Below are 24,198 nucleotides of genomic sequence, written 5' to 3'. Positions count from 1 at the left end.
CCCATTGGCAGAATGAAAATGGGCAGCCCAGAACAAAATACTTGTAACCCTGCCCTCCTCACGAAGGAAGGCAATACTGGGAAAGGGAGAATGCCTGTGAAACGGATCATGATCTTCTGCCTCGGTTTTAGCTTGTTGCTTACAGCATGCATGTCGGGCAATAAACCACCGGCGAATCAGGCTGCACAGCCGAAGCATGCCACTCATACTCAACGCGTTCAGCAAACAGCTCCTAAGCCTGCTTATAATCAATCTTCGCAAGCTACCGCTGATCGTCTGGTCCAACTGGCAACACGTGTGAAAAGAGTACACAGCGCGACTGCTGTGGTCTTGGGCAAATATGCCGTAGTTGGTATTACTGTGGACCCGAATCTGGATCGCCCAGAAGTTGGCGTCATTAAGTATACGGTTGCGGAGGCACTGAAAGAAGACCCTCAAGGAGCGAACGCTGTCGTAACCGCAGACCCCGCCGTCGTACAACGGTTACGGGAGATGAGAGATGATATTCGCCGCGGTCATCCTGTTGCCGGAATTACGGAAGAGTTAGCGGATATCGTAGGTCGGATCATACCGCAACTACCGCGCAGTGTGCAGCCTCGCGAAGAAACACCTGCTCAAGTAAAAGAAAAACGCATGCACAAAGAGCCGCAAGGACAAAACAAGATCAACGCAAATCGTACAGGAACACCTTAAAAGAAAAGAGGTATCCCCCGAATTTAAGCCCGGGAGAATACCTCTTTTTCTTTATGGACGGGTGCTTCAGATGGCAAATGATCCAAAGCTTGCTTCAAATCTGCCACCAAGTCATCGAAATCCTCCAAACCAGCTGACAGCCTGATCAAACCATCTGTAATTCCCCTTGCAGCTCTTTCCTCAACAGGCATCGCTGCATGTGACATCGTAGCTGGGTAGGAGAGAATCGTTTCCACTGCCCCGAGGCTAACAGCCACAATCGGCAATTTTACGCGATCAAACAACGCTTTTGCTCGCTCGCGGCTCCCTACATCAAAAGAAAGAACAGCCCCATGACCAGTCGCTTGTTGTGTTTGAATCAGGTGACCAGGATGATCCTCCAGTCCTGTATAGTAGACTCGGCTTACCTCTGGATGCGAAGACAACCAGTCAGCCAAGCTCGCGGCTGTTTTCGTACTGACATCCAATCGGGCCTTCAATGTTTTGAGCCCACGCATCACGAGCCAGCAGTCCTGCACACCCAAAATCGCTCCCATGCCATTCTGGATAAAGTAGAGCTGCTCCCCTAACGCAGCTTCTCTGGTCACAGCCAGACCTGCCACGACGTCGCTATGCCCTCCGATAAACTTCGTTGCACTATGAATGACCACATCTGCGCCAAGCTCCAATGGCCGCTGGTAATACGGTGTAAGGAATGTATTATCGACAATGACGAGCAAGCCGTGCTCCTTCGCGATACGAGAAACCGCTGCAATATCTGTCACCTTTAAGGTGGGATTGGAGGGGGTCTCCAGGTAAACCCCTTTCGTTGCCGGTGTAATGGCCGCACGAACGGCTTCTGTATCTGTTGCATCCACGAACGTAACGGAGATGCCCATTCTCGACAATACCTTGGTCAAAAACCGAAACGTGCCACCGTATACATCTTCCGCCACTACTACATGGTCTCCAGCTGAAAACAACATGAACACGCTGGAAATGGCAGCCATGCCAGATGAGAACGCGAAACCACGTGCGCCTCCCTCCAGAGACGCAATGGCTTCCTCCAAAGCCTGCCTGGTCGGATTGCCTGATCTGGCATAATCGAATGTACCTGGCTGATCGATATCAGCCTGATGAAACGTGGAAGCCTGATAAATTGGAACCGACGACGCACCTGTGAACGGGTCAATGCAAGTCGAACCGTGGAGGAGCTTGGTTGCAAAATTCATCGTACACTCCCCCCTACGACCAAACTAGCATTCAAGGCCTGAAACAAATCGGCTACGACATCATCTGGATGCTCGATGCCAACCGACAGTCGCAACAATCGATCACAAACACCGACATGCTCTCTGACTTCTTGCGGGATATCGGCGTGAGTCTGCGTCGCCGGATACGTACACAATGACTCGACACCACCCAGACTTTCTGCAAAGGACACGATTTGCAGATTTTGCAGGAACAATCCCACCTGCTCTGCATCACGTACGCGGAACGATACCATCCCACTATGCCCAGTCGCTTGATTCACCTGGATCTCATGTCCCGGATGCTCTGGCAGACCTGGATAAAATACCTCCGCCACTGCCGGATGCTCACGCAACTTTTCCGCTACAATCAAGGCATTGGATTGGTGGCGCTCCATCCGCAATGCCAATGTTTTCATCCCGCGAACGAGAAGCCAACAATCTTGCGGTCCAAGTACAGCACCGATTGAATTGTGCAAAAACCGGATTTTTTCCGACAACTCTTCTCCTTTTGTTACGATGAGTCCCGCCAGCACATCGTTATGTCCTGCCAAATACTTGGTTGCACTATGTAGGACGATATCTGCACCAAGCTCTAGTGGGCGTTGACAATACGGGGTTAAGAATGTGTTGTCTACAATCGTTAGGAGCCCGTGCTGTTTCGCCAATTGTGTTACTGCTCGAATATCAGTAATCTGCATGAGCGGATTGGTTGGCGTCTCGACGAAGATGGCCTTTGTATCCGGGCGAATCGCATCATTGAGTGCACGAATGTCACGCAAATCCACGTACGAAAACGTCAGACCGTAACGAGAGAGCACTTGCTCGAACAATCGATAGGTTCCCCCGTACAGATCGAGTGAAACGATCAGATGATCCCCTTGGGAAAACAAACCCATGACAGTATGAACAGCAGCCATTCCTGAGGCGCAAGCAAATCCTGCATCCCCTGATTCCGCTTCAGCGATAGTCTCCTCCAAAATGGTGCGAGTAGGATTAGCTGTGCGTGTATAATCATATCCAGTGCTCTGACCCAAGGCAGGATGGCGATAAGCCGTTGCATAGTAAACAGGAAAGCTCACCGCCCCTGTTTTTTCGTCTCTGCCTACGCCCGCCTGAATCAATTTCGTTTCCATTTTCATGTCTGTTTCTCTCCCTCCAATTGTGTACGAGGGCATCAAAAAAGCCCCCTTTCCTCTGAAAGAAGGCTTTGTTTACGTCACCGTAAGCAAATCCTTCTCATCTTTCAGAGTTTGATAACTCTGCAGGAATTAGCACCATTATCTCCCTGTTAAAATACAGGTGATTGGTTGCCGGGCATCATCGGGCCAGTCCCTCCGCCGCTCTGGATAAGAAGATTGCTATTCAATTTGATTGACCCTAATACTAAAGGATCGGCAGGATTCTTGTCAACAATTTATTTCCACCCGTTAATTTGCATCTTTCAAGGCGGTCATAACTTGATTGTCCAGCTTCGCTGCCGCGTTTTTGTCATACGTCTTTTCATATTGTGGTTCTACGGAAATACGGGAACCGTAAAACATAATATCACGAACAGCCTCAATCTTGATTTCTGCCATGGCCAGCTTGAGCGGAACACCTTCCAGTCGGTCTGTTTTGACGACAGCACGACCATTAATGGCGAAAGACGAGCCGGCACCGATCAAATGCAGGACAACTTGCGGTTCCTTCGCAATATTAGCCAGAATACGTGAGCGATTATCCACGGCAAAACGAATCATATCGGCGCTGACAGCATACGTCCAGGACAAAGAGCTGAGCGATGGTGCCCCTGACTCATGGTCTACTGTGCCCAAGGTAACAAAACGCTCCTTTTGCAAGAGCTTGAATAAATCTTCGGAAAGAGATTGGGAAACAGTTTCAGCCATTTCAAAGCCTCCTAACAAACGTTTTGTACGTTCATTTTACCCTTCGCTTAGCTGATAGGCAAACGTTTCCTCTTCACCTTGATTCTGGTTGTCTTTTTCCCTAGACTGGTAGGTAACGATACCGAATGATGGAAGGGGATGGACAGCTTGTCGCCTACAGACCGCCTCATGCAGCAGATTGACCAAGTACTTGAAGAGCTTCAGGAAGTTCGGAAGGTAAATGAGCGGATGCATAAAATTGCGATGTTCCTGGAAGATATTCGACTAGCAGATGTGATCCAAAATTACACAGCCCCGCGCAAGCTGCTCTGGATCAATTTCCTCGCAGGTCTTGCCCGGGGTCTGGGGTTGACGATTGGTACTGCTATCGTTTTGGCTTTCCTCGGCTCCCTCTTGACGCAATTTCTTTCCATCCCCATTCTGGGGGATTACATCAGACAATTGGTGGAGTACGTCGAGACGTACAAGCAGCGACCTTAACGCTAGAGACTAGTCTCTGTCGTCACGATCATCATCGTCCTGGTCATTATCGTCAACATGATGTTTGTCGTGCTTTTTCCAATAGCCATACGCGTTGCCGTTGGGATGCTTATCTTTCTGCTTCCCTTTTTCTTTTTTCTTTTTGTCATCATCATCGTCTTTATCCTCGTCTGTTGGCTTCACAGGCTCTACAATGACTTTTGTGCTTAATGCAACGTCAGCTTTCTTAACCAGCTTATCGTCTTCATACAATGCGAATTGAATCGATTTAGCGCTAAAGGAATGGTTCTTGTACGACAACGTCAAAGAAAACTCACCTTTGTCATTCGGTTTAATCTCTTTTTTCTTCCCGTCAGGAGCGATCACAAACAATTCCGTATCGTCCTTTTTATTCCAGCCGCTTACTGTCCCCTTCACTTGAATGGACTTGGCGGCAGGATTGTTTACAGCAGTCGCCTTGATGGCATATACGGTCGCTTGATCCTTGTCAGGAGCGTTAACGATTTCTACCTGAACGGATTCGGAATCAACCTTCTTGCCATCCTCGTAAACCTCGATCAAGGCTTTTTGATCTTTTGCTGCTTGTACATCCTTTAGTGAAACGGTAAAGCTCCCTACACCATCCCACAGCTTTTTCACGTTTGCGTCTTTTTTCACGCCATTATAGGTGACAGTTACTTTGTCTGCCCCCTGCTTGACAATTCCTTTTACTTTTAGTTCCTTTTTCTTCGCGTCCAATACAGACATGGTATGGATGATCATTTCCTTATCTTCTTCTGCTTTTGGAACGATCTTTACCTTTTCGCTATCAACCAACTTGCTGCCTGCATAGGCACTTACGGTTACATACGGTTCATAGGATGCATCAGGAGCTTCAAAGCTGACCGTAAAAGAGTGCTCGTTGGTCGGCACGACTTCAATGATGTCGGAATTCGGCTTTTTCACAACCACTTTGGTGACATCCGAAGTCACAATCCCCTTTATGTACACCTTGTTATTTTCAGTCTTGGCATTTACACTCACGATTTCTTCATCATTGTCTGTTAGGCGCACTTCCAGCCAAATATCGCTGTAGTACTCATTGTAGATACGCTCCCACTCCGCTTTGTTTTCTTCCATAAACGTTTGGAGCTTCGTGTTCAAGTTGATTTCTTCTACAATGATGTACAAGTGGTCCGCTTGATTTTTCAAGAGCATGTTCAACGTGGTTGGATCATTTTGAGCAAGTTCTTTCAGATTGTAGCGTGTGACTTGCTTGCCCTCGTCATTCATGACTACCTTTGTGGCACTTGGACTAGCAATCGAGCTTGCATCGGCAAAAATTGGCGTCAAGCAGCCAAGAATACCTGCAGCTGTCACCACCGCTAATACGGGCTTGGTCATGTACTTTTTCAATGGTAGTTCCCCCTTCTAGTCTGCCAAAATCCCCCTGGTTGCTTGGGGCATGAATATTGACGGGAAATCATTTTCAAAAGTTGCATCACCCACGAAACCGCATCTTATTACCTATGAAATGCCCTTGATACAAAAAAACTCCCCCTAACTTCCGAATCATTTCGGTAAGTGGAGAAGAGTCTTTGTCCCGTTAGTTGCAGTTGTACTTCGGTTCACTTTCAATCGCGGCCAATAAAGCTTCGACTGATTCAGCAGGGTATCGCACTTCCATGGACTGTGAATCAGCGTTCCCAAATAGCACGTACCAGCTGCCTTCCTGACGATAGCCGATATCGCTCATTTGATGATCCTCTTGCAGCAATTGCAAGAAAAAAGCAGCTGTCTCCAAAGCAGAGCGATCTTCTGGTCGCGCATCGGCAACCACTTGAATTTGGAGCCAGTTAAAAAGTGCATCTTCACGCTTCACGCGGTTCTCCTCACTTTCGCCCAGTTTGCTCCGGCTTGATCCGTACCTTTACAATCACGAGAATCGCGATCGCCACCAGCATTGCACTTTTCACAGGTAGCTGCACATCCAAAATAGCGAATATGAGAGCTCCAGCAAATAAAAGGATGTACAAGAGTAAGGTTTTCAAAATAGGCATACGGATACGGGTAGCAAAGCCGAGATAATAGACAATAATTAATTCCACAAACAAAATCCAAGCCCGATATTTATCAGCCCATATGCGAAAGCTGTCATATGCTGTGAGCTGATCTGGATTAGTTGGCACATAGGTTGATGCGATTTGTATCCAGTCCATCACTTATCTCTCCTGTCTTCAAGCGGTGAAACTCCTACCGCTTCACATGCCTCATAGGCGGAATGAAGCGAATAGTCACTCCTTTTTTCTTAGGAAAACGCTATCTTTCTTACTTTATCAGGTGGTGGATTCTGTGTCAAAAAACGGTAGGCCCTTCCAGGTTGCTGGCATGAATTTCACCGTACATGCTATGATGAGGATATGTCAGTAGAAAAAGGTGGGAATAAGATGAGCTTGTATGATATTGCCGTCAAAACGATTTCCGGTGAAGAGAAGACATTGGCCGCCTTCAAAGGGCATGTCCTGCTAATCGTGAACGTCGCTAGCCAATGCGGCCTTACCCCTCAATACAAAGGGCTACAGGAGCTGCATGAGCGCTATCAGGATAAGGGTCTCGTCGTTCTCGGCTTCCCTTGCAACCAGTTCGCTGGACAAGAGCCAGGAACAGAAGAAGAAATCGCAACGTTTTGCGATCGAAATTACGGCGTGACGTTCCCGCTGTTTGCAAAGATCGATGTCAATGGTCCTGATACTCACCCGTTGTATCAGTACTTGAAGGAACATGCCCCGAGCGAAGAAAATCCAGATATCGAATGGAACTTCGCCAAATTCCTCGTGGATAAAGACGGTCATGTCGTAAAACGCATCAGTGCTCGTACTCAACCTGAAGAGCTCGTCTCTGATATTGAAAGTCTGTTGTAAGGACAGCCCAAACAAAAACGCCACTTCATCCCAAACAGGATCAAGTGGCGTTCTTTTCTTTTCTATCTTACGCTTGCGGTTGTGCTTCATAGCGTCTTTGCTTCTCATAGCGCTCACGATCTGATTTGTTCAGATATTTTTTGCGCAGACGAACGGATTGAGGTGTTACTTCGCACAGCTCATCGTCGTTCAGATATTCCAATGCCTCTTCCAAAGACAACATGCGAGGAGCCTTCATTTTGACAGTCTCATCCTTGGTCGCAGAACGTACGTTGGTCGCATGCTTTTCTTTACATACGTTAACAACAAGATCGTTGTCACGGTTATGCTCGCCCACGATCATGCCCTCGTATACTTCTGTACCTGGGTGAATGAACATCGTTCCGCGATCCTCTACGGACATCAAGCCGTACGTGGTAGCTGTTCCTGTCTCGTGGGAAATAAGTACCCCTGCGTGACGTCCTCCTACCGCTCCTGGTACAAGTGGACGATAGCTGTCAAAGGAGTGGTTGAGAATACCGTAACCGCGTGTAATCGTCAAGAACTCTGTACGATATCCGATCAAACCACGGGATGGAATAATGAATTCCAGACGAACTTGTCCGAAGCCGTTGTTGATCATGTTAACCATCTCGGCTTTACGTTGACCCAATGTCTCCATAACCGGCCCTGTGTATTCCTCAGGTACATCAATGATCAACAGCTCAGCCGGTTCCATTTTTTGTCCATCGATCATACGAATGATAACCTCAGGCTTGGACACACCCAGCTCAAAGCCTTCACGACGCATGTTCTCTACCAAGATGGACAAGTGCAATTCACCACGTCCAGAAACCACATACGCATCTGGCGAATCTGTTTCATCTACACGCAGAGATACATCTGTCTCCAGCTCAGACATCAGACGATCACGCAGCTTGCGGGAAGTCACGTGCTTACCTTCGCGACCAGCAAACGGGCTGTTATTCACGAGGAACGTCATTTGCAGAGTAGGCTCGTCAATTTTCAAGAGTGGCAATGCCTCTGGATGATCAACGTGGCAAACGGTTTCCCCTACGTTGATATCGTCAATACCAGAAATCGCTACGATATCTCCTGCTCTTGCTGTTTTTTGCTCAACACGTTGCAAACCGGAGAAACCGAACAGCTTTTGAATCCGTGCTTTTTTCACTTCGCCTTCACGCGTAGTGACAGATACCATTTCATTCAGGTTCATGGTTCCGCGATAGATGCGGCCAATCCCGATACGACCCAAAAAGTCGTTGTAATCCAGCATGGTTACTTGCATTTGGAGCGGAGCAGATTCGTCTGCGTCAGGAGCAGGCATATGCTCTACGATGGTGTCAAACAGTGGGCGAAGGTCGCCTTCCAGCTTATCTGGCTCAAGTCCTGCAATCCCTTGCAGACCGGAAGCATATACGATTGGGAATTCCAGCTGGTCTTCCGTCGCATCCAGATCAATGAACAGGTCGTACACTTCGTTGATAACTTCTTGAGGACGTGCATTGTCGCGGTCTACTTTGTTCACGACAACGATAGGGGTAACTTTTGCTTCCAGCGCTTTTTTCAATACAAAGCGCGTTTGTGGCATACAGCCTTCGAAGGCGTCGACGATCAACAGAACGCCATCCACCATGCTCATGATACGCTCAACCTCGCCACCGAAGTCAGCATGGCCTGGTGTATCCAAGATGTTAATCGTGAAATCATTGTATTTGACCGAAGTTGTTTTCGCCAGGATCGTAATTCCACGCTCGCGCTCCAGGTCGTTAGAGTCCATCATTCTCTCTTCTACCTGTTGGTTCGAGCGAAATGTGCCCGATTGGATCAAAAGTTTGTCAACCAGCGTTGTTTTTCCGTGGTCAACGTGGGCAATAATTGCAATGTTGCGTATGTCAAGACGCTTCATGTGAACCTCCTCTATTATGCATACCTTCCATATTAACAGGTAGTGAAACGCGGCACAATGGGCAGTTTTTTACGGGAGCCACTTCCTGAGTAAGGGACTTTATTTTCGTCATACTAAGGAAAATGGAGGTGGCATACGTATGAAACGGTACGGCCCGAAATGTTTGGTTGGCTTGCTTACGATTGCAACCATGATCACCGGATGCGCAAGCTCGAGCAGCCATCCCAAAAATCAAGCTCACACACAAAGTACCACCTATCAGCAGGCCCCAGGTGCACGGACAAGCCTCGCTCATGATTATCATGCCTACACTGGCGGAATCAATGCCCGCAATTATCGAAACGGATATACAGTTAACGGTTTTAATCAGGATTTGGCTGAACAGCTCACCATGGTCGCAGATGACGTACCTGGTGTGGAACGTGCTACTGTTCTCGTGAGCGGCACAGATGCCGTCATCGGAATTCGTGTTCGGAAAAATTTTGGCCCTGAGCAAACGCGCATAATCGAACAGCAAGTCCACTCAGCTGTTCGTTCACGTGTTCCCAACTTCTCGATCCAAGTAGCCTCCGACGCAGCCACATTTGACCGGATTCGTGCCATCCATGCAGATATTTATGAAGAAGCGACGCATCGGACCAATCAAGTTGATGTGAGACCCGACATGAAAAGCCAGATCACCAATACATCCACAGAATTTCGTTCTCTGCTCCACGATATTGGCCGCAGAATTCCTACTGTCACTCCATGATGACCTATATGAATCGAAGCTCCATATAAAAGAGGTGCGGAATTAGCCCGCACCTCTTGAAAACTTTTCCATTTGTGACTTACTTTGCCGCTTCAACCAGCTTCATTTCTGGCTCAACAACTTGCAGTTCACCCAAACCACGAACTAATTTCTTCGCGTAAGTTTTTTCCGGCTTCAGCACGGATACCAAGTAGTCGATGGCGATTTGCGGATCAACGGTTTCCCCACACGTGTAGCAATCCAGAGCAGCAAAGCCGCGCTCAGGATACGTATGAATGGACAGGTGGCTTTCCGAGAGAAGAACCAGTACGGTAGCACCCTGAGGAGAAAACTGCTTCGCTTGCACACTCAGTACCGTAGCACCGCATGCCTCAGCAGCCTCAATCATTTCCTTTTTCAAAAATTCTGCGTCGTTCAACAAATCAAACTGAACTCCCCATGTGTCAACAGCAACGTGTCTTCCGAAAGTCGAATATTCCATCTTTCGGTTCCCCCTTCCTAACGAGTGTAATGTTAAACATCGCTAGGACCTGCGTCATTCACTAACGGGGGCGGTTTCCGTTGTTATCCACCCTTTAAAGTGAATCCTGGTTCCTAATCCTGTTTCCAACGAAAACAACAATACCATGCTTTGGCCTAGTTTGACAATACCCTTTTTCAATAATCTATTAAGAACACTATAAATAGGCTGACGGCTATCTCTACAGGATGGAGAGTAACCACCTGCTACAAGTGGATTTCACATGGTGTGAGATATGCTACACTTTCAGAAATGAACCAGAATGGAGAGGATCGCAAACAAATGATTACTATCCGTAATGCCAAAGCAAAAGATTTGCCTGCATTGATCGCCATCGAGCACCTTTGCTTCTCACCAGATGAGGCTGCGACACAGGAAGCATTTGAGAAGCGTATTCGTTTGATTCCTGACAGCTTTTTTGTAGCGGAAGCAGATGGGGTGATTGCGGGTTTGGTCAATGGACCCGTCATCGAATCCACCTTCATTACCGATGATCTATTTCAAACAATTAAAGAAAATCCAGCATCTGGCGGACATCAAACCATTTTGGGATTAGCGGTTTCTCCCGCTTTTCAAAATCGCGGCATTGCCTCCATGCTCCTATTGCACCTAGAAGCATCAGCAAGAGAGTCCGCCCGTGAAACGATCACGCTAACGTGTAAGGAAAATTTGATCGGCTACTATGAAAGTCATGGATACCTCAACAACGGTGTTTCCAGCTCAGATCACGCTGGAGAAATTTGGTACAATATGAGCAAACCATTACAATTGCGCTAAGTGAAGGGCAAAAAGCAAAAGCGGGCACCTCTTGTTAGGAGGAAACCCGCTTTTTGTTAATCGCTGCCTGATCACATACATAAAAAAGGGCGCCCCAGGCACCCTTTTTTCACTACACTTCTAATTCAAATAGACGTCGCGATAACGTTACTAATCGAACATCAATTGCTGGAAGTTTTTCCGGGGCAGTTCTCTTTGCCCAATTACGCAAATCCAGCCATCGGTCCGTTTCTTGACGTAAGGACTCAATCTCCTGCTCACTGCCATCCTGCTGGAACAATGCCTCCAGCTCATTGGCCATGTGCAGAGAGTTATTTTCAAAGATGGACACTTCTTCGTCTCCGGTAAGCTCCTGAATGCTCACGACTGATCCTTGATCGTAGTGATACACCATTGTGAAGCCGTCATAAATCCGGTGGACAATTCCATAGCCTCGGAACGCTTTCATTGCTTTTCTCATTGCATTTGCCAGCTGCCGATCTCGGATCAGATATGAGCTGTCGCATGAGTAGCGGCTGCCAACCCGGCAAAAACTCAATTGAATTTCGCCGTTCTTGTCATTCAAGATTACGTCACGATCGCCATTGTCACACACTTTGACTTGGACTGAAATGTGTTCATTGGTGAAAAGCGAAACGAACTGGTTCAGCTCTTCTTCATTCACCGTGAAATAGGCCTTGGCGTAATTAGTTGCTAAACGCTGTGCCATAAATATCTCCTCAATTCTTTTGGTTTGCATGGGCCGAGTACGACCGAACAGTTATCCAAAACAGAGGAGATACGCTAAGTATCAACAAAAGAACGCTGTAGAACCTGGCCTTGCCCCGGGAATCGAAAATCGATTTGGGTAATGAAGGCGGATCACCTACTTTTTGTTTTTCGCAAAAAAGCCATTTTTGACATCTTTATTATACCTCAGATGCCCTCAAAAGTCTTGAGCAAAATGACGATGAATTTTAGCAAAAAACCGGAATATCCGCAATCAGAGGCAGGGAAACGAAAAGAACTCCCTGATTCATTCATATGCTTGCTGTTTCATTGAAATTCAGAGGGACTTATATCCCTGCGGTTGAGGTCATCGCTTTTTTAATCGCAGCCTGTTCTTCTTCAGACAAATGGTAGCTCGATGTCCCCTGCTCAAGCGGCTTGGCGTACACGCGAGATTCTTCTCGTCCAAAAATGCTGGTGATCACGACGCCATTCCCAGCGTCATCTGTTACCGCCAGCGAAAAGCTAAGATCACTGCCGACATCCCCGAAGGCATTGTAACGGATAATCGCTACCTTGCCGCATTGCGCTGCCATTCTTTGTGACAGACGATTGATGGCAAACTGCTGATCGCTATGCTGCTTTTTCATTTCCTCTACCTGATCCAGCAGTCTGTGCAAGCCCTCCTCGAGATTCGCTCCTCCCGTCCCTGTCATAATCCGGTTGATTGATTTCCTCAATCTACTAATCCGGACGGACTGCATAATCACGATCCATATCAGGATCAGTGTCAATGCGATGACGGCTAAAAGCAGGATCGCTACATTGGGGATTTGTGATAGGAATGCTTCCAAAACTTTTCTTCCTTTCCGGCGTGTGCGTAAATATGCTGTCAAAAACCTTCTTTATTGTACAACCGCCGGGCCTCCCATTCAAACAAGTCTTTTATAAAAACAACAATTACTAAATAAGCGACTTGCAACCAAAAAAAGCGACACCCTCATTTGTTTGAGATGTCGCTTTTTCATTCCGTATTGGTTTGTGTCAAACTCATCGTCCTTTGGCTATCCTCCAGTCTGCCTACGCTTCCAAAAGCAACATTTCCCGACGGAGCTGTTTTAATCGCTCTGTAGACTGCTTCATTTGACTTTGGTCTTTGGCCTGCATGGCGTCATACAACGTTGCCAGTTCATAATCCAACTCCAGACGCAGCACCGGGATTCGTTCTTCCGAGTCACGTCGTTTCATCGCGGCAATTACCTGATCCATCGTTACATTGCAAAATTTTTCATAGATCACTTTTTTCTCAGCTCCTTTTAATTCCACTATTCTGATAACTTCTCCGTACTGGATTTGCTTCAGCAAGACGCACTCTTCAAAAGTGACCTTGATCATGGCATGCCCTTTTGCCCGCTCTACGAAGTGGTACAATACGAGTGCCACTCGAGAATCATTGACAGGAATGCCGGTAATGTGCAGCTTATAGGACCCGTTTAAACGCTGCATTTTCCAGTCGGATCGGCCATCTGTGGTGTTCACGAGGAGGTGAAACTGCTCGGGAGATTCTTTCCACGTGACGCTCACCCCTGCTCCCACCAGGGCCTGCACCATCGCGTGCAATGTTTTGCGGTCAAACCAAACTGCCAAATGAAAATACTCCAACTCCATGCCGAGATTCATCTTCTACAGGCCCCTCCCGTTGACAGAATACTCAGATATCACTTTAGCCGCAAGGGAGTGAGTGGTATATCATATTATTCAGGCTTTGGTTTTGCTATTCATAAAACTCGGCATGTATTTTTTTCCTGGATGGTATGATATCATATGAGGATTCCAAGCTCCCTTGACGGGGACGATCGCCCTTTTCTTTCCACTGGGGTTTGATGATGCTTAAAAGAGGTGTTTGTTACATGACAACGTTTCCAGGCTTTCGTCAAGAAGATTTTGATGTTTTTGCCATTGATGGACTGGATGCTCGGATGGACGCGATCAAAACCAATATCCGTCCCAAATTCGAAGTACTCAGCCAACACTTTGCGCCTTTTCTCTCCGTTGCAACCGGGGATGAAATGTTTACGCACATAGCAAAACATGCACGCCGTACAGTGAACCCACCAGCTGATACGTGGGTTGCCTGGGCTAATGATAAACGCGGTTACAAAAAGCATCCGCACTTTCAAATCGGCTTGTGGGGAACACATTTGTTCGTTTGGTACGCGGTAATCTACGAGTCTCCTTCCAAAGAGATCATCAGTCATGCGTTTAACAAGCGTTTAGATGAGGTCATCGCGATGGTTCCGGAGCATTTTCACTGGTCTCCAGATCATATGCAACCAGCAAGCACGTCTCAAAAAGAGCTGGGCACGGCTGGCGTGAAAAAGTTGGTGGACAGGCTGGCACAGGTAAAAAAAGCGGAGTTGCTCTGTGGAATTACCATTGACCGTCATGATCCAATCTTAGCAGACGGAGAAGCATTGGTGAGTCGTCTCGAAGAAACATTTGGCGTGTTGAGTAAGCTCTATACATTAGGAAATTCTCGTGGATAGACCGCCTCCCGCTTTCTTTAGTTAAGTTATATGCAAAAGAACAGGTCCGCTTTCATTTGAAAAACGCAGGCCTGTTCTTTTGTTTTAGGAAAAAGACCCAAGTCGATCCAACGACTTGTTCACATCGGTAAACATGCGGTCAAACAATTGTTGGACACTTGGTACATCATCAATCAATCCAATAACCTGACCAGCCCAACCAAAGCCATGCTGGCTGTCGCCCTCATAAATAAATGTGCAATTGTTCGCTCCACTGATGAAGCTCTTTAACTGCTCGTAGCCTGCCCCTTCTTTTTCCAATTGGAGAATATGATCTGAGCCTGGTGTACGAACGACCCTCGCAGGTGTTCCCAGCGTGCGCTTAATAACTGCGGTATCGTGCTCCGTTCCAGCAACCAACGCCTCTTTGTAGGCAGAATGCGCATGGACACATTCCTTCGTCGCAATAAATCGCGTCCCCATCTCCACACCCTCTGCACCAAGTGCAAGCGCTGCCAAAATTCCCCGACCATCACCGATGCCACCGCTAGCCAATACCGGAATTTTCACGGAATCCACCACACGCGGAATTAAAACAAACGTCCCGATATCATCTCTTCCGAGGTGACCCCCACCTTCTTGACCGACAGCCATCACAGCATCCGCGCCAATTGATTCTGCTTTTTGTGCTTGGCGCGCAGACGCAACCAAGACAAGCTTTTTGATGGGATGACCATCGAGTCTGCGCAGCAACGGTTCTGGATTGCCTCCAGTTACCGAAACAGCTGCCACACCTTCTTCAATCGCCACATCCAGCATTTCTTCATACGGCCGACCGTGTTGACCAATGGCATAATTCACACCAAATGGTTTATCCGTCAATGCACGGACCTTGCGAATTTCCTCCCGCAGTGCATCTGCCGATGGCAAGGACATAGCCGTAATTTGACCGAGTCCCCCGGCATTTGACACAGCCACAGCCAAGTCTGCGTAAGCCAAATAAGCCAAGCCACCTTGAACTACCGGATATGTAATTTGAAGTAGCTCGGTTACTCTCGTTTTCATCCATTTATCACCTCGTGTAAAGGACCTTCTCGGCTTACAAGGCAAACTCCTGCCACCACTCGCAAACATGAATAAAAATTCGCTTGCTTTCCCCCCCTATTTTGCTATACTCAATTTGTTTGTTTTTCCCCTTATTATTCTTGATTAGTAAAGTGAGGCGATCGTAGTGAGACAAATGAAAACTCCTTTGTTCAGCGGGTTGTTGGAGCACGCCAACCGGAACCCGATTCAATTTCACATTCCGGGCCATAAGAAGGGTATGGGTATGCATCCGGCATTTCGCGAGTTCATCGGGGACAACGCTCTTTCGATAGACCTCATCAACATTGCGCCTTTGGATGACTTGCATCACCCGAAGGCAATGATTAAAGAAGCACAAGATTTGGCAGCCGAGGCATTCGGCGCTGACCATACATTTTTTTCCGTGCAAGGTACAAGCGGCGCCATCATGGCGATGATTATGGCGACATGCAGTCCTGGCGACAAAATTATCGTACCGCGCAACGTACACAAATCGATTATGTCGGCAGTTATTTTCGCTGGAGCAATCCCAATCTTTATTCACCCTGCCATGGACGAGCGTCTGGGTATTTCTCACGGGATCACAGTGAAGGCCGTGCAAAAAGCACTGGAAGCCCATCCTGATGCTGCTGCCTTGTTGGTGATTAACCCAACGTACTTCGGTATTGCAGGTGACCTGCGTGAGATCGTGCGGGCTGCGCATAACTATGAAATTCCTGTATTGGTAGACGAGGCTCATGGTGTCCATATTCATTTTCATGAGGAACTGCCGATTTCGGCCATGCAAGCAGGTGCCGACATGGCAGCAACTAGCGTACACAAGCTGGGTGGCTCTTTGACCCAAACATCGATCTTGAATGTCCGGGAAGGCCTCATCGATGTCGATCGAGTGAAAACGGTCATGAGTATGCTCACGACGACTTCGACTTCTTACATCTTCCTCGCGTCGTTGGACATGGCGCGTCAACATTTGGCCCTCAACGGGAAAATGCTCGCGGACCAAGCGATGGAACTGGCAGCAAAAGCACGCGATATGATTAACGAAATCCCGCGCATCTACTGCGTTGGCAAAGAGATTCTTGGAAAGCCTGCGACTTATGCGATGGACCCAACCAAGCTCCTCATCCACGTACGCGATCTCGGAATCACTGGATGGGAAGTCGAGAACTGGCTGCGTGACAAGTACAACATTGAAGTAGAGATGAGCGATTTGTACAACATCCTCTGCTTCGTTACTGCGGGAGATACGGAAGAATCCATCCGTACGCTGGTAAATGGCTTGCGTGATCTGTCCGTTGAATTTTCGCACGTACAAGCAGAAGAGAAGCCTACCATCTCACTGCCGAATATCCCTGTGCTGTCCACAACCCCTCGAGATGCATTCTATGCAGAAACAGAGACGATTCCGTTGGTGGAAGCAGCAGGTCGAGTCATCACTGAGTTCATCATGGTGTATCCTCCAGGCATCCCGATTTTCCTTCCTGGGGAGGTAATCACTGAGGAAAATATCGCGTACATTCAGGAAAACATTCGAGTCGGATTACCCGTACAAGGTCCTGAAGATGAGACACTAAAAACGATTAAAGTCGTAAAAAGACAAACCGCCATTTCTGGCTAAGCGATCCTATACGAGAAACGGCTGCCTCTTTCACGAGAGAGCAGCTTTTTTTATTTTTTATGCAAACCTTTTGAGTTAAGATGAGATTAGGAAAAATAAGGAAAGGTGGCGATGCTACCATGCCAGACTGGTCGTATCAAACGATGTTTCGGCCACTTCTCTTTCTCATGCCACCCGAACGGGCACGTTCTATTACCTTGCAGTCAATCGGCACTTTGGCAAAAATACCGGGTGGTTCGTTCATCATCGAATGGATGGGACATATGGAGCCTCCCTCACAGCTCTCCAAATCAATTGGTCCCGTCACGTTCCCTACTCCAGTCGGGTTGGGTGCCGGATTGGACCCGGAATGCATCGCCATTCAGGCGCTGTCCAAATTCGGTTTCGGGTTTCTAGAGCTGGGACCTGTGTCCAAAGAACCGATTGATTCCCACGGCACTGTTCAACGTGACATCGCCGCGATGAATATCCACTATTCAAGTCCACTGGTAAATAATGGTATATATACCCTTCAGAGACGCCTGGAGGGGGCTTCTGGCATCAAAATCCCTATCGGAGTCAGATTGGCCTGCCGACCAGAAGCCAGCCTGAGAGAAGCCACAGAAGAGCTTCAGGAGCTGATCGACAAATTAGAGCGTTTTTGTTCGTTTTTCACAATAGATACGCGGGCGATTATGGGACAGCCAGAATGGGGCCATACAGCGTGGAAGGAACATTTTTCCTGTTTGCGTGACCAAACGGATCTGCCACTCTTGCTGGCGATCCCTCCGAGCCTTACAGAAGCGGAAGCAATCCCGATTCTTACCTCGGCAAAAGAAGCAGGACTCAACGGCTTAGTTGTCGCTGGAGGCACGATTCAGGAAGATTCACCATGCGTGAACAACTCTGTTTACATCACAGGGAGGAGTTCACACGAGCAAGCCGTCAAATTTGTCTCCTGGGCACGGGAACAGTGGTCAGATGCCCTTATCATTGGATCAGGTGGCATTCTGGAGCCACAAGATGCTCTGACTTTTCTTGCAGCGGGTGCCAATTTTGTGCAGTTGCACAGCGGCTTGGTCTATTCTGGCCCCGGCTTGCCAAAACGAATTAACGAAGCCATCTTGCAAACACAATCAGACACTGACCCTCCTCAAGAAAAGCGACCTACTTTTTTATTTCCTTCTTGGATATGGGGAATTTTGTTGGGCGTGGGCATGATGATCGGTGGGGCACTTGCTTGGCTGGTCGCAGCAACAACCGTCGTCCTTCCCTACGACGAACGCTTTCTCGGGATGTCAGCCGACCAGCTTGCGCTCTTAAATGCGCAAATCCTCTCTTTTATGTCACACGATCGGATTAGTCTGGCAGGAACGATGATATCTATAGGAATTTTGTATAGCCAACTTGCGTACCATGGCCTACGTAAAGATATTCACTGGACGCGGACTGTCTTGCTCGTCTCCGGTGCTGTTGGATTTTCCAGCATCTTTTTATTTATTGGATACGGGTACTTCGATTACTTGCACGCGATTTTAGCGCTCGTGTTGTTCCCCATGTTTTTGCTCGCTTTACGGACACCAGCAAAGGTTCATTTGACTCGCCTACCTCCTCAGCTTCACAACGATCGGGATTGGCGAATGGCTCTATGGGGACAATTGCTCTTTGTCATCATCGGATTTGGTTTGACAGGGGCTGGTATCATCATTTCGATCATCGGCGTCACAGGTGTCTTCGTTCCTTCCGATCTCGTCTTTCTCTGTGTGTCTACAGATACCTTGCAGTCTTACAATGAACGATTAATTCCGGTCATTGCTCATGACCGTGCCGGCTTTGGTGGGGCATTAGTTTCGAATGGCCTGGCCGTCTTGCTGATTAGCCTTTGGGGTATCAGGCGAGGAGAAGCGTGGATTTGGTGGACATTGTTTTTAGCAGGCATTCCAGGCTTTGTTTCTGGCATAGGCATACATTTTACTGTTGGCTATGTCGATTTTATTCATCTCTTGCCCGCTTATGTCGCAGTCATTTTCTTTCTCGTAGCACTCTTACTGTTGAAGCCGTATTTATGCCGGACATAAAAGAAAACAGACGAAAGAAATTCTTTCGTCTGTTTTTCTCATATGGAGCCTGACTCTATTTATTCAGAATCAGTCCTCGTCTTTTTCATCATCGTCGTCTTCGTCATCATCACCCGGAGCGAAAGCCAACGTGTAAACGTAAGGATCTTTGTCGCGATCATCTACCCAGACAATGCGATTTCCACCCATGCGCGGGCTTTCCACTTCCGCTTCATCATCCCACTCGATATCGCTAAATGACCCCTCTTCGAAATCATACAGCTCAAAGTAGAACTGTTTACCTTTCCCGGACAGACGATTGTCTTCAAACAAAATCATATTTCGTGAAGCCTGTGGATTTTTCTGGTCGCCTTCCGTATAGCGTAACAGCGGATTTACTTTTTGACGGTCGATGTTGTAATAATACAAATCCCAACCTGTTTTGGAATTGCCAGTATCTTCGCTCCAAACCACGAAATCATCGCCAATCTCTGCTTTCTCTACTTTTACGTTTTTACGAATTTCTCTTTCTCTATCTTCCTCGATATCGTAGAGAACGATCGTTGCATTCTTTTTGCCTTCTTCGACTACCCAGGTTGCATAGTCCTGATAAATATCAACGCTTAACGGTTCACTTTTCAACCTTGTTACCTCAGTATGTTTTCCAGTGGACAGATTTGTGATGATCACTTCTGCTCTACGATCGACATTGACCCACAATAGGCGCTCTCCGTCGATTTCATAGAACTTCTCACTCGGCTTTTGATCATCATCTTCGTTTGTAATCTGCGTTTGTACGCCTTTGCGAATATCGTAGGAGAAGAGTGCGTCTTCCCGCTGATCATACCAAACAACAAAACGAGAACTTACGACAGGTCGAGCTGCATCGTGATCTGGGTCACTGATGGCTTTGCTCGTTCCTTTTACCATATCGTAAAGAACGATGGAATTGTTATTCTTAGACTTTGATGCATAAGCGACATAACGATCGTGACCACTTGGATTAATAGGATCGCCACCTACACTCCCCAGCGGAACTTGCTTTTTCTCGTCCAGATCATACAGGTGAAGCTGGAGCCTTTTATTACTGTCCTTTTTGGCATACATAACATAGTCGCCATAAATTTTCGGCCCTACATTTCCATAAAGGTTGGAGTCAAGTTTCTTTTTGGACGATTTATCGACGGTACGATACATCAGATTATTATCTTCAGCATACACATAATCGTCTTTGTACATATGTACAAATTCTTTGTCACTCGAACCGTTCGTCAATTCTTTATTTCTGCCATTACTGATGGTATGCACGTAGATTTGATTATAGGAGCGATTCTCGTACAAAATTTTATTCGAGGAAAGAGTAGGACGCCCTTGATCGCCTTTTTGGACGACTGCTGCCTTTTCTTCTCTCTTCTTGATATCGTAATAGTAAACATCGCTGTTGCCATCACGATCATCTTCCCATGCGACATATGCATCGCTTACCACTGGGTTGCTTGCTTTTCCACTCGCAGATACGACCTCTGTATCTCCTGTAGAAATTTTGTACAGATACACATCCCCGTTATCTGTCCAGACAACGTTTTTATCTCCTATCTCCACTCCATCGACAGAAGCTGACCCGTCAGACAACCGGGTTTCTTTTTTCTTTGCGATGTCATACAAGTAGACGTCTGAACCTCCGTCACGGGAATCGATCCACACGACGTACTCACCATCGACTTTTGGATTCGTCTTTTCAGATTCCTTTTCGCCAATTTGAGTTTGCGTACCTTTATCAAGATTGTAAAGGGTTACGGTTTCTTCCCCTTCAACCATCCACACGGCATATTTTTTGGAAATGTCATATCCGGCTCCGGAAATTTCAGGCTTGCTTGCATCGATTTTTTCTTCATCACCAATACTGTAGGCAAGCGCCGGTGTCCCGCTCCACAGAGATGTGACCAAAAGTGCAGCGGCCAGCATTCCCTGCATCGGTTTTCGCTTCATGAAACAATTCCTCCTTTTACAACGATTTTCACACTTCTCCATTATCCTCCATCCGGAAAAGGTTGTCAAAAAAAACAGGCCTCAACATAGGCCTGTTGACTATTTTATTATTCTTTTTCCTGTCTTTCACCAGGTCGGCAGTCACAGTTGCACACCGCATAAAGCGTTTTCACTGAATTACATTCAAAATGCTCGATGATGGTTCCGCAAGTCTGACATACGATAGTTCCCATCTATGTCCCCTCCGCATTCAATTGATTCACATATTACTACAAATGTTATGTTACATTCATCTTAATATGCCACTTCATTCGGAGTCAAGATGCATTTGTTGATAATTAGTATGTCACATTAATGCGGAATATTGTCATTCAACCAGTTCACGATTTTTTGCACGACTTCTTCCTTTTCAGGCTCATTCAAAATTTCGTGCCGCAAGCCCGCGAAACGTTCAAACATTTGTCCATCTGGAAGGCCCGCTGTAAACTGCTCCACTGCATCCGCATCAACCAATGTATCAGCACCAGCCTGCAAAACAAGGACAGGATGCTTGATCCGATTTCTTTCCTCCCACGCCTTTTCCATAGAGCGGTTCAATTCCGTGAACCATCTGACACTTACCTTGGAATAATTGAGCGGATCGTTCTGATAAGCAGCCTGAACAGCTTCGTCACGCGATACCATGTCGGGAGTAATTCCATTAGGCATGACAAGTGTTGGCCAGACCTGATCGAGAAACTGTGCCAATTGCTCTTTCCACGCCGGTACAGTCAGTTTCAGTTTTATGCATGGAGATGTGAGAATTAAGCCAGCCAACTCTTTACTCCGCTCATCCGTCTGAATAAAGCGGGTCGCAATGAGCCCCCCCAAACTATGCCCCATTAAAAATACCGGCTTCTCTCCTGACGCATCAGCAAGAGCGATACTCGTCCAATCACGTACACGGGACAAATAGTCTTCGAATGATTGAATATGTCCCCGTCTCCCAGGAGAGCGCCCCCATCCGGGCAAGTCTTCTGCATATACGTCCCAGCCTGCCTGATTGAAATAAGCCGCTACATGCTCATAGCGCCCATGATGTTCTCCCGTTCCATGGACGAGAACAATCGCTCCCCGAGACTCTTTGGCCGACCATTTATGTACACCCATTCTCCCTGTTCCTCCTACTGCTTGATTTCTTTCGATTATACTAAAAAACGGAAGACCGTATTTTACAGAAAAACCAAAACGAGCAGAAGATAAACTTCTGCTCGTTAGCTAATACTGATTTTCTTCAAATGGAATGGATGGTAAATGTTCCTGGAAAAACTCAGCAAGTGCGACTGCCTCGTTCTCTGAATCCAGCCTGAAAATTTTTTGCAGGTATCCTGGATTCACCGCATCTTCAGAACTGAGAAGAGTCGATTGCCCTGTCTGCATACAGATCACCAACGGCTTCCCATAAAACTTGTGTGTAAATACCATGCCAAAGTCGTAGCGTGTTCCCTCTGAAATAAATCCAAGGAAACGTACATTAGCATTCTCCGAAACGTCGTATAAGTGGTCGTAGTGCTCCATCAGCAATCCCTCCTCAACAGTATTTTGGCCTCCGAATTTCGTAAAATATTCGGATTATTCACTAGTATAAGCGAAAAATCACGTTTTTGCCACCCAAACAGCATCATTTACCAGACGCGTTGGGTTAATGACCCTGTCTTCCCCTTCTTGAATCCATCTCACTTTTTCTGCACCATGCAACGATTGCGCGACAAAGGAGAGACATTCAAAGAACAGTTCAACTACTGCTGTACTGTATCGTTCCTCCATTTTCTCCAATGCATACGTCAATCTAAAAATATCTGGTACACTTCTTCGACTGGCTTCCAATACTTCTTTTCCTTTTTCAGTGGGGTATACGTGAACTACACGCCCATCCAACTCCGACTTTTCGATAGTCACCATGCCTTTCTCCATTAATTTCTTGATATGAATGACAATCGATGAGGGATGCCAGAAGGTCCAATCTGCAATTTGCGTGACGCGTACACCTTCATAACAGTAGATGATCCAGAGAATGTTTAACTGTACGGAGGAATCCAATTCGGCTTCCTTCGCTGCCCGCTCCCAGTCTTCTTTGTTCACCACATCGATGGCGCGCATGGTGTTTAAAGCTTCGAATACGTGTCTAATTGAGGCCTCCTGCATGCGTATATTCCTCCATGATCCTTTATCGTTCATCTAACGGCATATAAATATGATATATATTTTACACTTTTCAGAAAAAACGCGCAATTGTTTTCGGTCGCCAACTGCCTCATTGCCAAAGAGTGGAAGACAATGCTACACTTAACGCACAGAATACCGGTACTAGGAGTGAGTGCAGTCGTGAAACTTCAATCGGCCTACATCTATTTCGTTGATGGTTCTACCGCAGCATCTGTAAGTATTGACGACGTGAAAGCCAAGTTTACTCGATACGTTGACATGACCTCAAAAACAGGAAAGCAGTTGGGCTGGACCTATGCTGACGCCGCTTTCCCTTACACCCTAGAAGAACGCCCTGAAGGAAAAGACTCGTGGTTCCTTCTCAAAGGAAAAGATCCAAACATGTATAAAGCTATCGTTGTTGGAGTCGGTAGCAAAAATGAAAACGGTTCCGAAAAGCACTACATACAAGTGTCCCTCCCTGAATCGGCCACACATGGCGATAAAAACAAGGCGAATGAGTACTGTCGATACTTGGCACGCGATTTTAAAGCAGAGCTCCATCTCTTCAACAAGCGCATTCAATACTTCCAACCTCGAAAGCCATAAAGAAAAACGTAAAAACAGTCGAGCAATATCGACTGTTTTTTCATGTTCAGACCTATTCCCCCTGACCTCTTTTTTTCATACGAATAAAAAAGAGTAGAAAGGGGTGTGCTTATGAAAATTACCAGCAATCCATGGAAGACCATGCCCAGTTTTTACGTAAGCCCGCATATAAAAACGTGCTGGCAGCCACTACTTCCGCACAAGCCGCATAGGCTTTAGAAGAGGCCAGCTACGCTACCGATCCTGCGTACGCTGAAAAGCTGACGCGCCTCATTCAGACGCACAACTTGTCTCA

General features: G+C 47.0%; 26 protein-coding genes and 1 riboswitch. Of the genes, 9 read left to right on the top strand and 17 right to left on the bottom strand.

Translation table 11 applies throughout. The features are described from left to right. The first annotated feature begins 90 nt into the window (after positions 1-90). Entirely contained in the window at positions 91-693 is a 603-nt protein-coding gene (locus HP399_RS11475) for a YhcN/YlaJ family sporulation lipoprotein (RefSeq protein ID WP_173617188.1), read from the top strand. Positions 694-716: 23 nt separating this feature from the next. Here HP399_RS11475 and HP399_RS11470 read toward each other — a convergent pair whose 3' ends face one another. From HP399_RS11470 to HP399_RS11460, 3 genes are all read right to left on the bottom strand, one after another. After that, a complete protein-coding gene (locus tag HP399_RS11470; RefSeq protein WP_173617187.1) occupies positions 717-1,904 on the bottom strand; it encodes a trans-sulfuration enzyme family protein in 1,188 nt (395 codons plus the stop codon). Further along, the gene (locus HP399_RS11465) at positions 1,901-3,064 is read right to left on the bottom strand and encodes an aminotransferase class I/II-fold pyridoxal phosphate-dependent enzyme (protein ID WP_173617186.1); all 1,164 of its coding nucleotides are present in this window, start codon (positions 3,062-3,064) and stop codon (positions 1,901-1,903) included. Before HP399_RS11465 ends, HP399_RS11470 begins: the two co-directional genes overlap by 4 nt. Before the next feature lie 94 nt (positions 3,065-3,158). After that, a riboswitch (SAM riboswitch) is annotated at positions 3,159-3,278 on the bottom strand. Between the two features lie 74 nt (positions 3,279-3,352). Beyond that, entirely contained in the window at positions 3,353-3,811 is a 459-nt protein-coding gene (locus HP399_RS11460; protein WP_173617185.1) for a pyridoxamine 5'-phosphate oxidase family protein, read from the bottom strand. Positions 3,812-3,949: 138 nt separating this feature from the next. On the opposite strand from HP399_RS11460, the gene HP399_RS11455 reads away from it, so the two are divergent. Then, positions 3,950-4,291, top strand: coding sequence for a DUF5665 domain-containing protein (locus HP399_RS11455; protein ID WP_007723262.1), 342 nt, complete (start codon positions 3,950-3,952; stop codon positions 4,289-4,291). A gap of 9 nt (positions 4,292-4,300) precedes the next feature. On the opposite strand, the gene HP399_RS11450 is transcribed toward HP399_RS11455, so the two are convergent. The 3 genes from HP399_RS11450 to HP399_RS11440 all read right to left on the bottom strand — a co-directional run bounded on the left by HP399_RS11450 (position 4,301) and on the right by HP399_RS11440 (position 6,489). Next, a complete protein-coding gene (locus HP399_RS11450) occupies positions 4,301-5,686 on the bottom strand; it encodes a hypothetical protein (protein WP_173617184.1) in 1,386 nt (461 codons plus the stop codon). A gap of 190 nt (positions 5,687-5,876) precedes the next feature. Continuing rightward, positions 5,877-6,152 carry a hypothetical protein gene (locus HP399_RS11445; protein ID WP_173617183.1) on the bottom strand — a complete coding sequence of 92 codons (276 nt, stop codon included), beginning with the start codon at positions 6,150-6,152 and terminating at the stop codon, positions 5,877-5,879. A 10-nt stretch (positions 6,153-6,162) separates the two neighbouring features. Then, on the bottom strand, positions 6,163-6,489 hold the full coding sequence (locus HP399_RS11440) for a YlaH-like family protein (RefSeq protein WP_173617182.1): 327 nt from the start codon (positions 6,487-6,489) through the stop codon (positions 6,163-6,165). A gap of 228 nt (positions 6,490-6,717) precedes the next feature. Here HP399_RS11440 and HP399_RS11435 point away from each other — a divergent pair, with 228 nt between their 5' ends. Next, entirely contained in the window at positions 6,718-7,191 is a 474-nt protein-coding gene (locus HP399_RS11435; RefSeq protein WP_173617181.1) for a glutathione peroxidase, read from the top strand. 67 nt (positions 7,192-7,258) lie between these two features. Here HP399_RS11435 and typA read toward each other — a convergent pair whose 3' ends face one another. Beyond that, entirely contained in the window at positions 7,259-9,100 is a 1,842-nt protein-coding gene (gene typA, locus HP399_RS11430) for a translational GTPase TypA (RefSeq protein ID WP_017249600.1), read from the bottom strand. Positions 9,101-9,239: 139 nt separating this feature from the next. Here typA and HP399_RS11425 point away from each other — a divergent pair, with 139 nt between their 5' ends. Next, positions 9,240-9,851: a YhcN/YlaJ family sporulation lipoprotein gene (locus HP399_RS11425; RefSeq protein ID WP_173617180.1), complete on the top strand. Its 612-nt coding sequence runs from the start codon at positions 9,240-9,242 to the stop codon at positions 9,849-9,851. Positions 9,852-9,930: 79 nt separating this feature from the next. On the opposite strand, the gene speD is transcribed toward HP399_RS11425, so the two are convergent. Continuing rightward, the gene (gene speD / locus HP399_RS11420) at positions 9,931-10,332 is read right to left on the bottom strand and encodes an adenosylmethionine decarboxylase (protein WP_007723244.1); all 402 of its coding nucleotides are present in this window, start codon (positions 10,330-10,332) and stop codon (positions 9,931-9,933) included. A 321-nt stretch (positions 10,333-10,653) separates the two neighbouring features. Here speD and HP399_RS11415 point away from each other — a divergent pair, with 321 nt between their 5' ends. Further along, a complete protein-coding gene (locus tag HP399_RS11415) occupies positions 10,654-11,148 on the top strand; it encodes a GNAT family N-acetyltransferase (RefSeq protein ID WP_173617179.1) in 495 nt (164 codons plus the stop codon). Between the two features lie 112 nt (positions 11,149-11,260). Here the strand turns inward: HP399_RS11415 and HP399_RS11410 are convergent, their stop codons facing one another. The 3 genes from HP399_RS11410 to HP399_RS11400 all read right to left on the bottom strand — a co-directional run bounded on the left by HP399_RS11410 (position 11,261) and on the right by HP399_RS11400 (position 13,536). Beyond that, positions 11,261-11,857: a hypothetical protein gene (locus HP399_RS11410; RefSeq protein WP_007723238.1), complete on the bottom strand. Its 597-nt coding sequence runs from the start codon at positions 11,855-11,857 to the stop codon at positions 11,261-11,263. A 346-nt stretch (positions 11,858-12,203) separates the two neighbouring features. Then, on the bottom strand, positions 12,204-12,710 hold the full coding sequence (locus HP399_RS11405) for a DUF4446 family protein (protein WP_173617178.1): 507 nt from the start codon (positions 12,708-12,710) through the stop codon (positions 12,204-12,206). Between the two features lie 226 nt (positions 12,711-12,936). After that, positions 12,937-13,536 (bottom strand): hypothetical protein, encoded by a 600-nt coding sequence (locus tag HP399_RS11400; RefSeq protein WP_173617177.1) that lies wholly within the window; start codon positions 13,534-13,536, stop codon positions 12,937-12,939. Positions 13,537-13,766: 230 nt separating this feature from the next. On the opposite strand from HP399_RS11400, the gene HP399_RS11395 reads away from it, so the two are divergent. Further along, the gene (locus HP399_RS11395; protein WP_173617176.1) at positions 13,767-14,402 is read left to right on the top strand and encodes a YktB family protein; all 636 of its coding nucleotides are present in this window, start codon (positions 13,767-13,769) and stop codon (positions 14,400-14,402) included. Between the two features lie 84 nt (positions 14,403-14,486). Here the strand turns inward: HP399_RS11395 and HP399_RS11390 are convergent, their stop codons facing one another. Then, positions 14,487-15,446, bottom strand: coding sequence for an NAD(P)H-dependent flavin oxidoreductase (locus HP399_RS11390; RefSeq protein ID WP_173617175.1), 960 nt, complete (start codon positions 15,444-15,446; stop codon positions 14,487-14,489). 166 nt (positions 15,447-15,612) lie between these two features. Between HP399_RS11390 and HP399_RS11385 the strand changes: the two genes are divergently transcribed. Both HP399_RS11385 and HP399_RS11380 read left to right on the top strand, forming a co-directional pair. Next, positions 15,613-17,085 carry an aminotransferase class I/II-fold pyridoxal phosphate-dependent enzyme gene (locus tag HP399_RS11385; protein WP_173617174.1) on the top strand — a complete coding sequence of 491 codons (1,473 nt, stop codon included), beginning with the start codon at positions 15,613-15,615 and terminating at the stop codon, positions 17,083-17,085. Positions 17,086-17,204: 119 nt separating this feature from the next. Further along, positions 17,205-19,142 carry a beta/alpha barrel domain-containing protein gene (locus HP399_RS11380; RefSeq protein ID WP_173617173.1) on the top strand — a complete coding sequence of 646 codons (1,938 nt, stop codon included), beginning with the start codon at positions 17,205-17,207 and terminating at the stop codon, positions 19,140-19,142. A 69-nt stretch (positions 19,143-19,211) separates the two neighbouring features. On the opposite strand, the gene HP399_RS11375 is transcribed toward HP399_RS11380, so the two are convergent. From HP399_RS11375 to HP399_RS11355, 5 genes are all read right to left on the bottom strand, one after another. After that, complete coding sequence (locus HP399_RS11375; protein ID WP_173617172.1) at positions 19,212-21,110, bottom strand: hypothetical protein; 1,899 nt, start codon at positions 21,108-21,110, stop codon at positions 19,212-19,214. Between the two features lie 107 nt (positions 21,111-21,217). After that, entirely contained in the window at positions 21,218-21,343 is a 126-nt protein-coding gene (locus tag HP399_RS11370; protein WP_007723214.1) for a GapA-binding peptide SR1P, read from the bottom strand. Between the two features lie 118 nt (positions 21,344-21,461). Continuing rightward, a complete protein-coding gene (locus HP399_RS11365) occupies positions 21,462-22,259 on the bottom strand; it encodes an alpha/beta hydrolase (RefSeq protein ID WP_173617171.1) in 798 nt (265 codons plus the stop codon). Between the two features lie 108 nt (positions 22,260-22,367). After that, complete coding sequence (locus HP399_RS11360; protein ID WP_015892160.1) at positions 22,368-22,667, bottom strand: DUF3055 domain-containing protein; 300 nt, start codon at positions 22,665-22,667, stop codon at positions 22,368-22,370. A gap of 78 nt (positions 22,668-22,745) precedes the next feature. Continuing rightward, complete coding sequence (locus HP399_RS11355; RefSeq protein WP_007723208.1) at positions 22,746-23,294, bottom strand: MarR family winged helix-turn-helix transcriptional regulator; 549 nt, start codon at positions 23,292-23,294, stop codon at positions 22,746-22,748. Positions 23,295-23,474: 180 nt separating this feature from the next. On the opposite strand from HP399_RS11355, the gene HP399_RS11350 reads away from it, so the two are divergent. Beyond that, positions 23,475-23,903, top strand: a complete 429-nt coding sequence (locus HP399_RS11350; RefSeq protein WP_173617170.1) for a DUF1885 family protein — start codon at positions 23,475-23,477, stop codon at positions 23,901-23,903. The last annotated feature ends 295 nt before the right edge of the window (positions 23,904-24,198 follow it).

It is taken from the genome of Brevibacillus sp. DP1.3A, from assembly GCF_013284245.2.
Lineage (GTDB): Bacteria > Bacillota > Bacilli > Brevibacillales > Brevibacillaceae > Brevibacillus.
Note: the sequence above shows the minus strand (reverse complement) of the source record. Positions and strands in the feature narration are given on the sequence as shown.

Excerpts from the sequence above, each read along its gene's own strand:
- HP399_RS11475 (WP_173617188.1), top strand. The coding sequence starts at position 91 with ATGCCTGTGAAACGGATCATGATCTTCTGCCTCGGTTTTAGCTTGTTG.
- HP399_RS11470 (WP_173617187.1), bottom strand. The coding sequence starts at position 1,904 with ATGAATTTTGCAACCAAGCTCCTCCACGGTTCGACTTGCATTGACCCG.
- HP399_RS11465 (WP_173617186.1), bottom strand. The coding sequence starts at position 3,064 with ATGAAAATGGAAACGAAATTGATTCAGGCGGGCGTAGGCAGAGACGAA.
- HP399_RS11460 (WP_173617185.1), bottom strand. The coding sequence starts at position 3,811 with ATGGCTGAAACTGTTTCCCAATCTCTTTCCGAAGATTTATTCAAGCTC.
- HP399_RS11455 (WP_007723262.1), top strand. The coding sequence starts at position 3,950 with ATGGACAGCTTGTCGCCTACAGACCGCCTCATGCAGCAGATTGACCAA.
- HP399_RS11440 (WP_173617182.1), bottom strand. The coding sequence starts at position 6,489 with ATGGACTGGATACAAATCGCATCAACCTATGTGCCAACTAATCCAGAT.
- HP399_RS11435 (WP_173617181.1), top strand. The coding sequence starts at position 6,718 with ATGAGCTTGTATGATATTGCCGTCAAAACGATTTCCGGTGAAGAGAAG.
- typA (WP_017249600.1), bottom strand. The coding sequence starts at position 9,100 with ATGAAGCGTCTTGACATACGCAACATTGCAATTATTGCCCACGTTGAC.
- HP399_RS11425 (WP_173617180.1), top strand. The coding sequence starts at position 9,240 with ATGAAACGGTACGGCCCGAAATGTTTGGTTGGCTTGCTTACGATTGCA.
- speD (WP_007723244.1), bottom strand. The coding sequence starts at position 10,332 with ATGGAATATTCGACTTTCGGAAGACACGTTGCTGTTGACACATGGGGA.
- HP399_RS11415 (WP_173617179.1), top strand. The coding sequence starts at position 10,654 with ATGATTACTATCCGTAATGCCAAAGCAAAAGATTTGCCTGCATTGATC.
- HP399_RS11410 (WP_007723238.1), bottom strand. The coding sequence starts at position 11,857 with ATGGCACAGCGTTTAGCAACTAATTACGCCAAGGCCTATTTCACGGTG.
- HP399_RS11400 (WP_173617177.1), bottom strand. The coding sequence starts at position 13,536 with ATGAATCTCGGCATGGAGTTGGAGTATTTTCATTTGGCAGTTTGGTTT.
- HP399_RS11395 (WP_173617176.1), top strand. The coding sequence starts at position 13,767 with ATGACAACGTTTCCAGGCTTTCGTCAAGAAGATTTTGATGTTTTTGCC.
- HP399_RS11390 (WP_173617175.1), bottom strand. The coding sequence starts at position 15,446 with ATGAAAACGAGAGTAACCGAGCTACTTCAAATTACATATCCGGTAGTT.
- HP399_RS11380 (WP_173617173.1), top strand. The coding sequence starts at position 17,205 with ATGCCAGACTGGTCGTATCAAACGATGTTTCGGCCACTTCTCTTTCTC.
- HP399_RS11375 (WP_173617172.1), bottom strand. The coding sequence starts at position 21,110 with ATGAAGCGAAAACCGATGCAGGGAATGCTGGCCGCTGCACTTTTGGTC.
- HP399_RS11370 (WP_007723214.1), bottom strand. The coding sequence starts at position 21,343 with ATGGGAACTATCGTATGTCAGACTTGCGGAACCATCATCGAGCATTTT.
- HP399_RS11365 (WP_173617171.1), bottom strand. The coding sequence starts at position 22,259 with ATGGGTGTACATAAATGGTCGGCCAAAGAGTCTCGGGGAGCGATTGTT.
- HP399_RS11360 (WP_015892160.1), bottom strand. The coding sequence starts at position 22,667 with ATGGAGCACTACGACCACTTATACGACGTTTCGGAGAATGCTAATGTA.
- HP399_RS11355 (WP_007723208.1), bottom strand. The coding sequence starts at position 23,294 with ATGCAGGAGGCCTCAATTAGACACGTATTCGAAGCTTTAAACACCATG.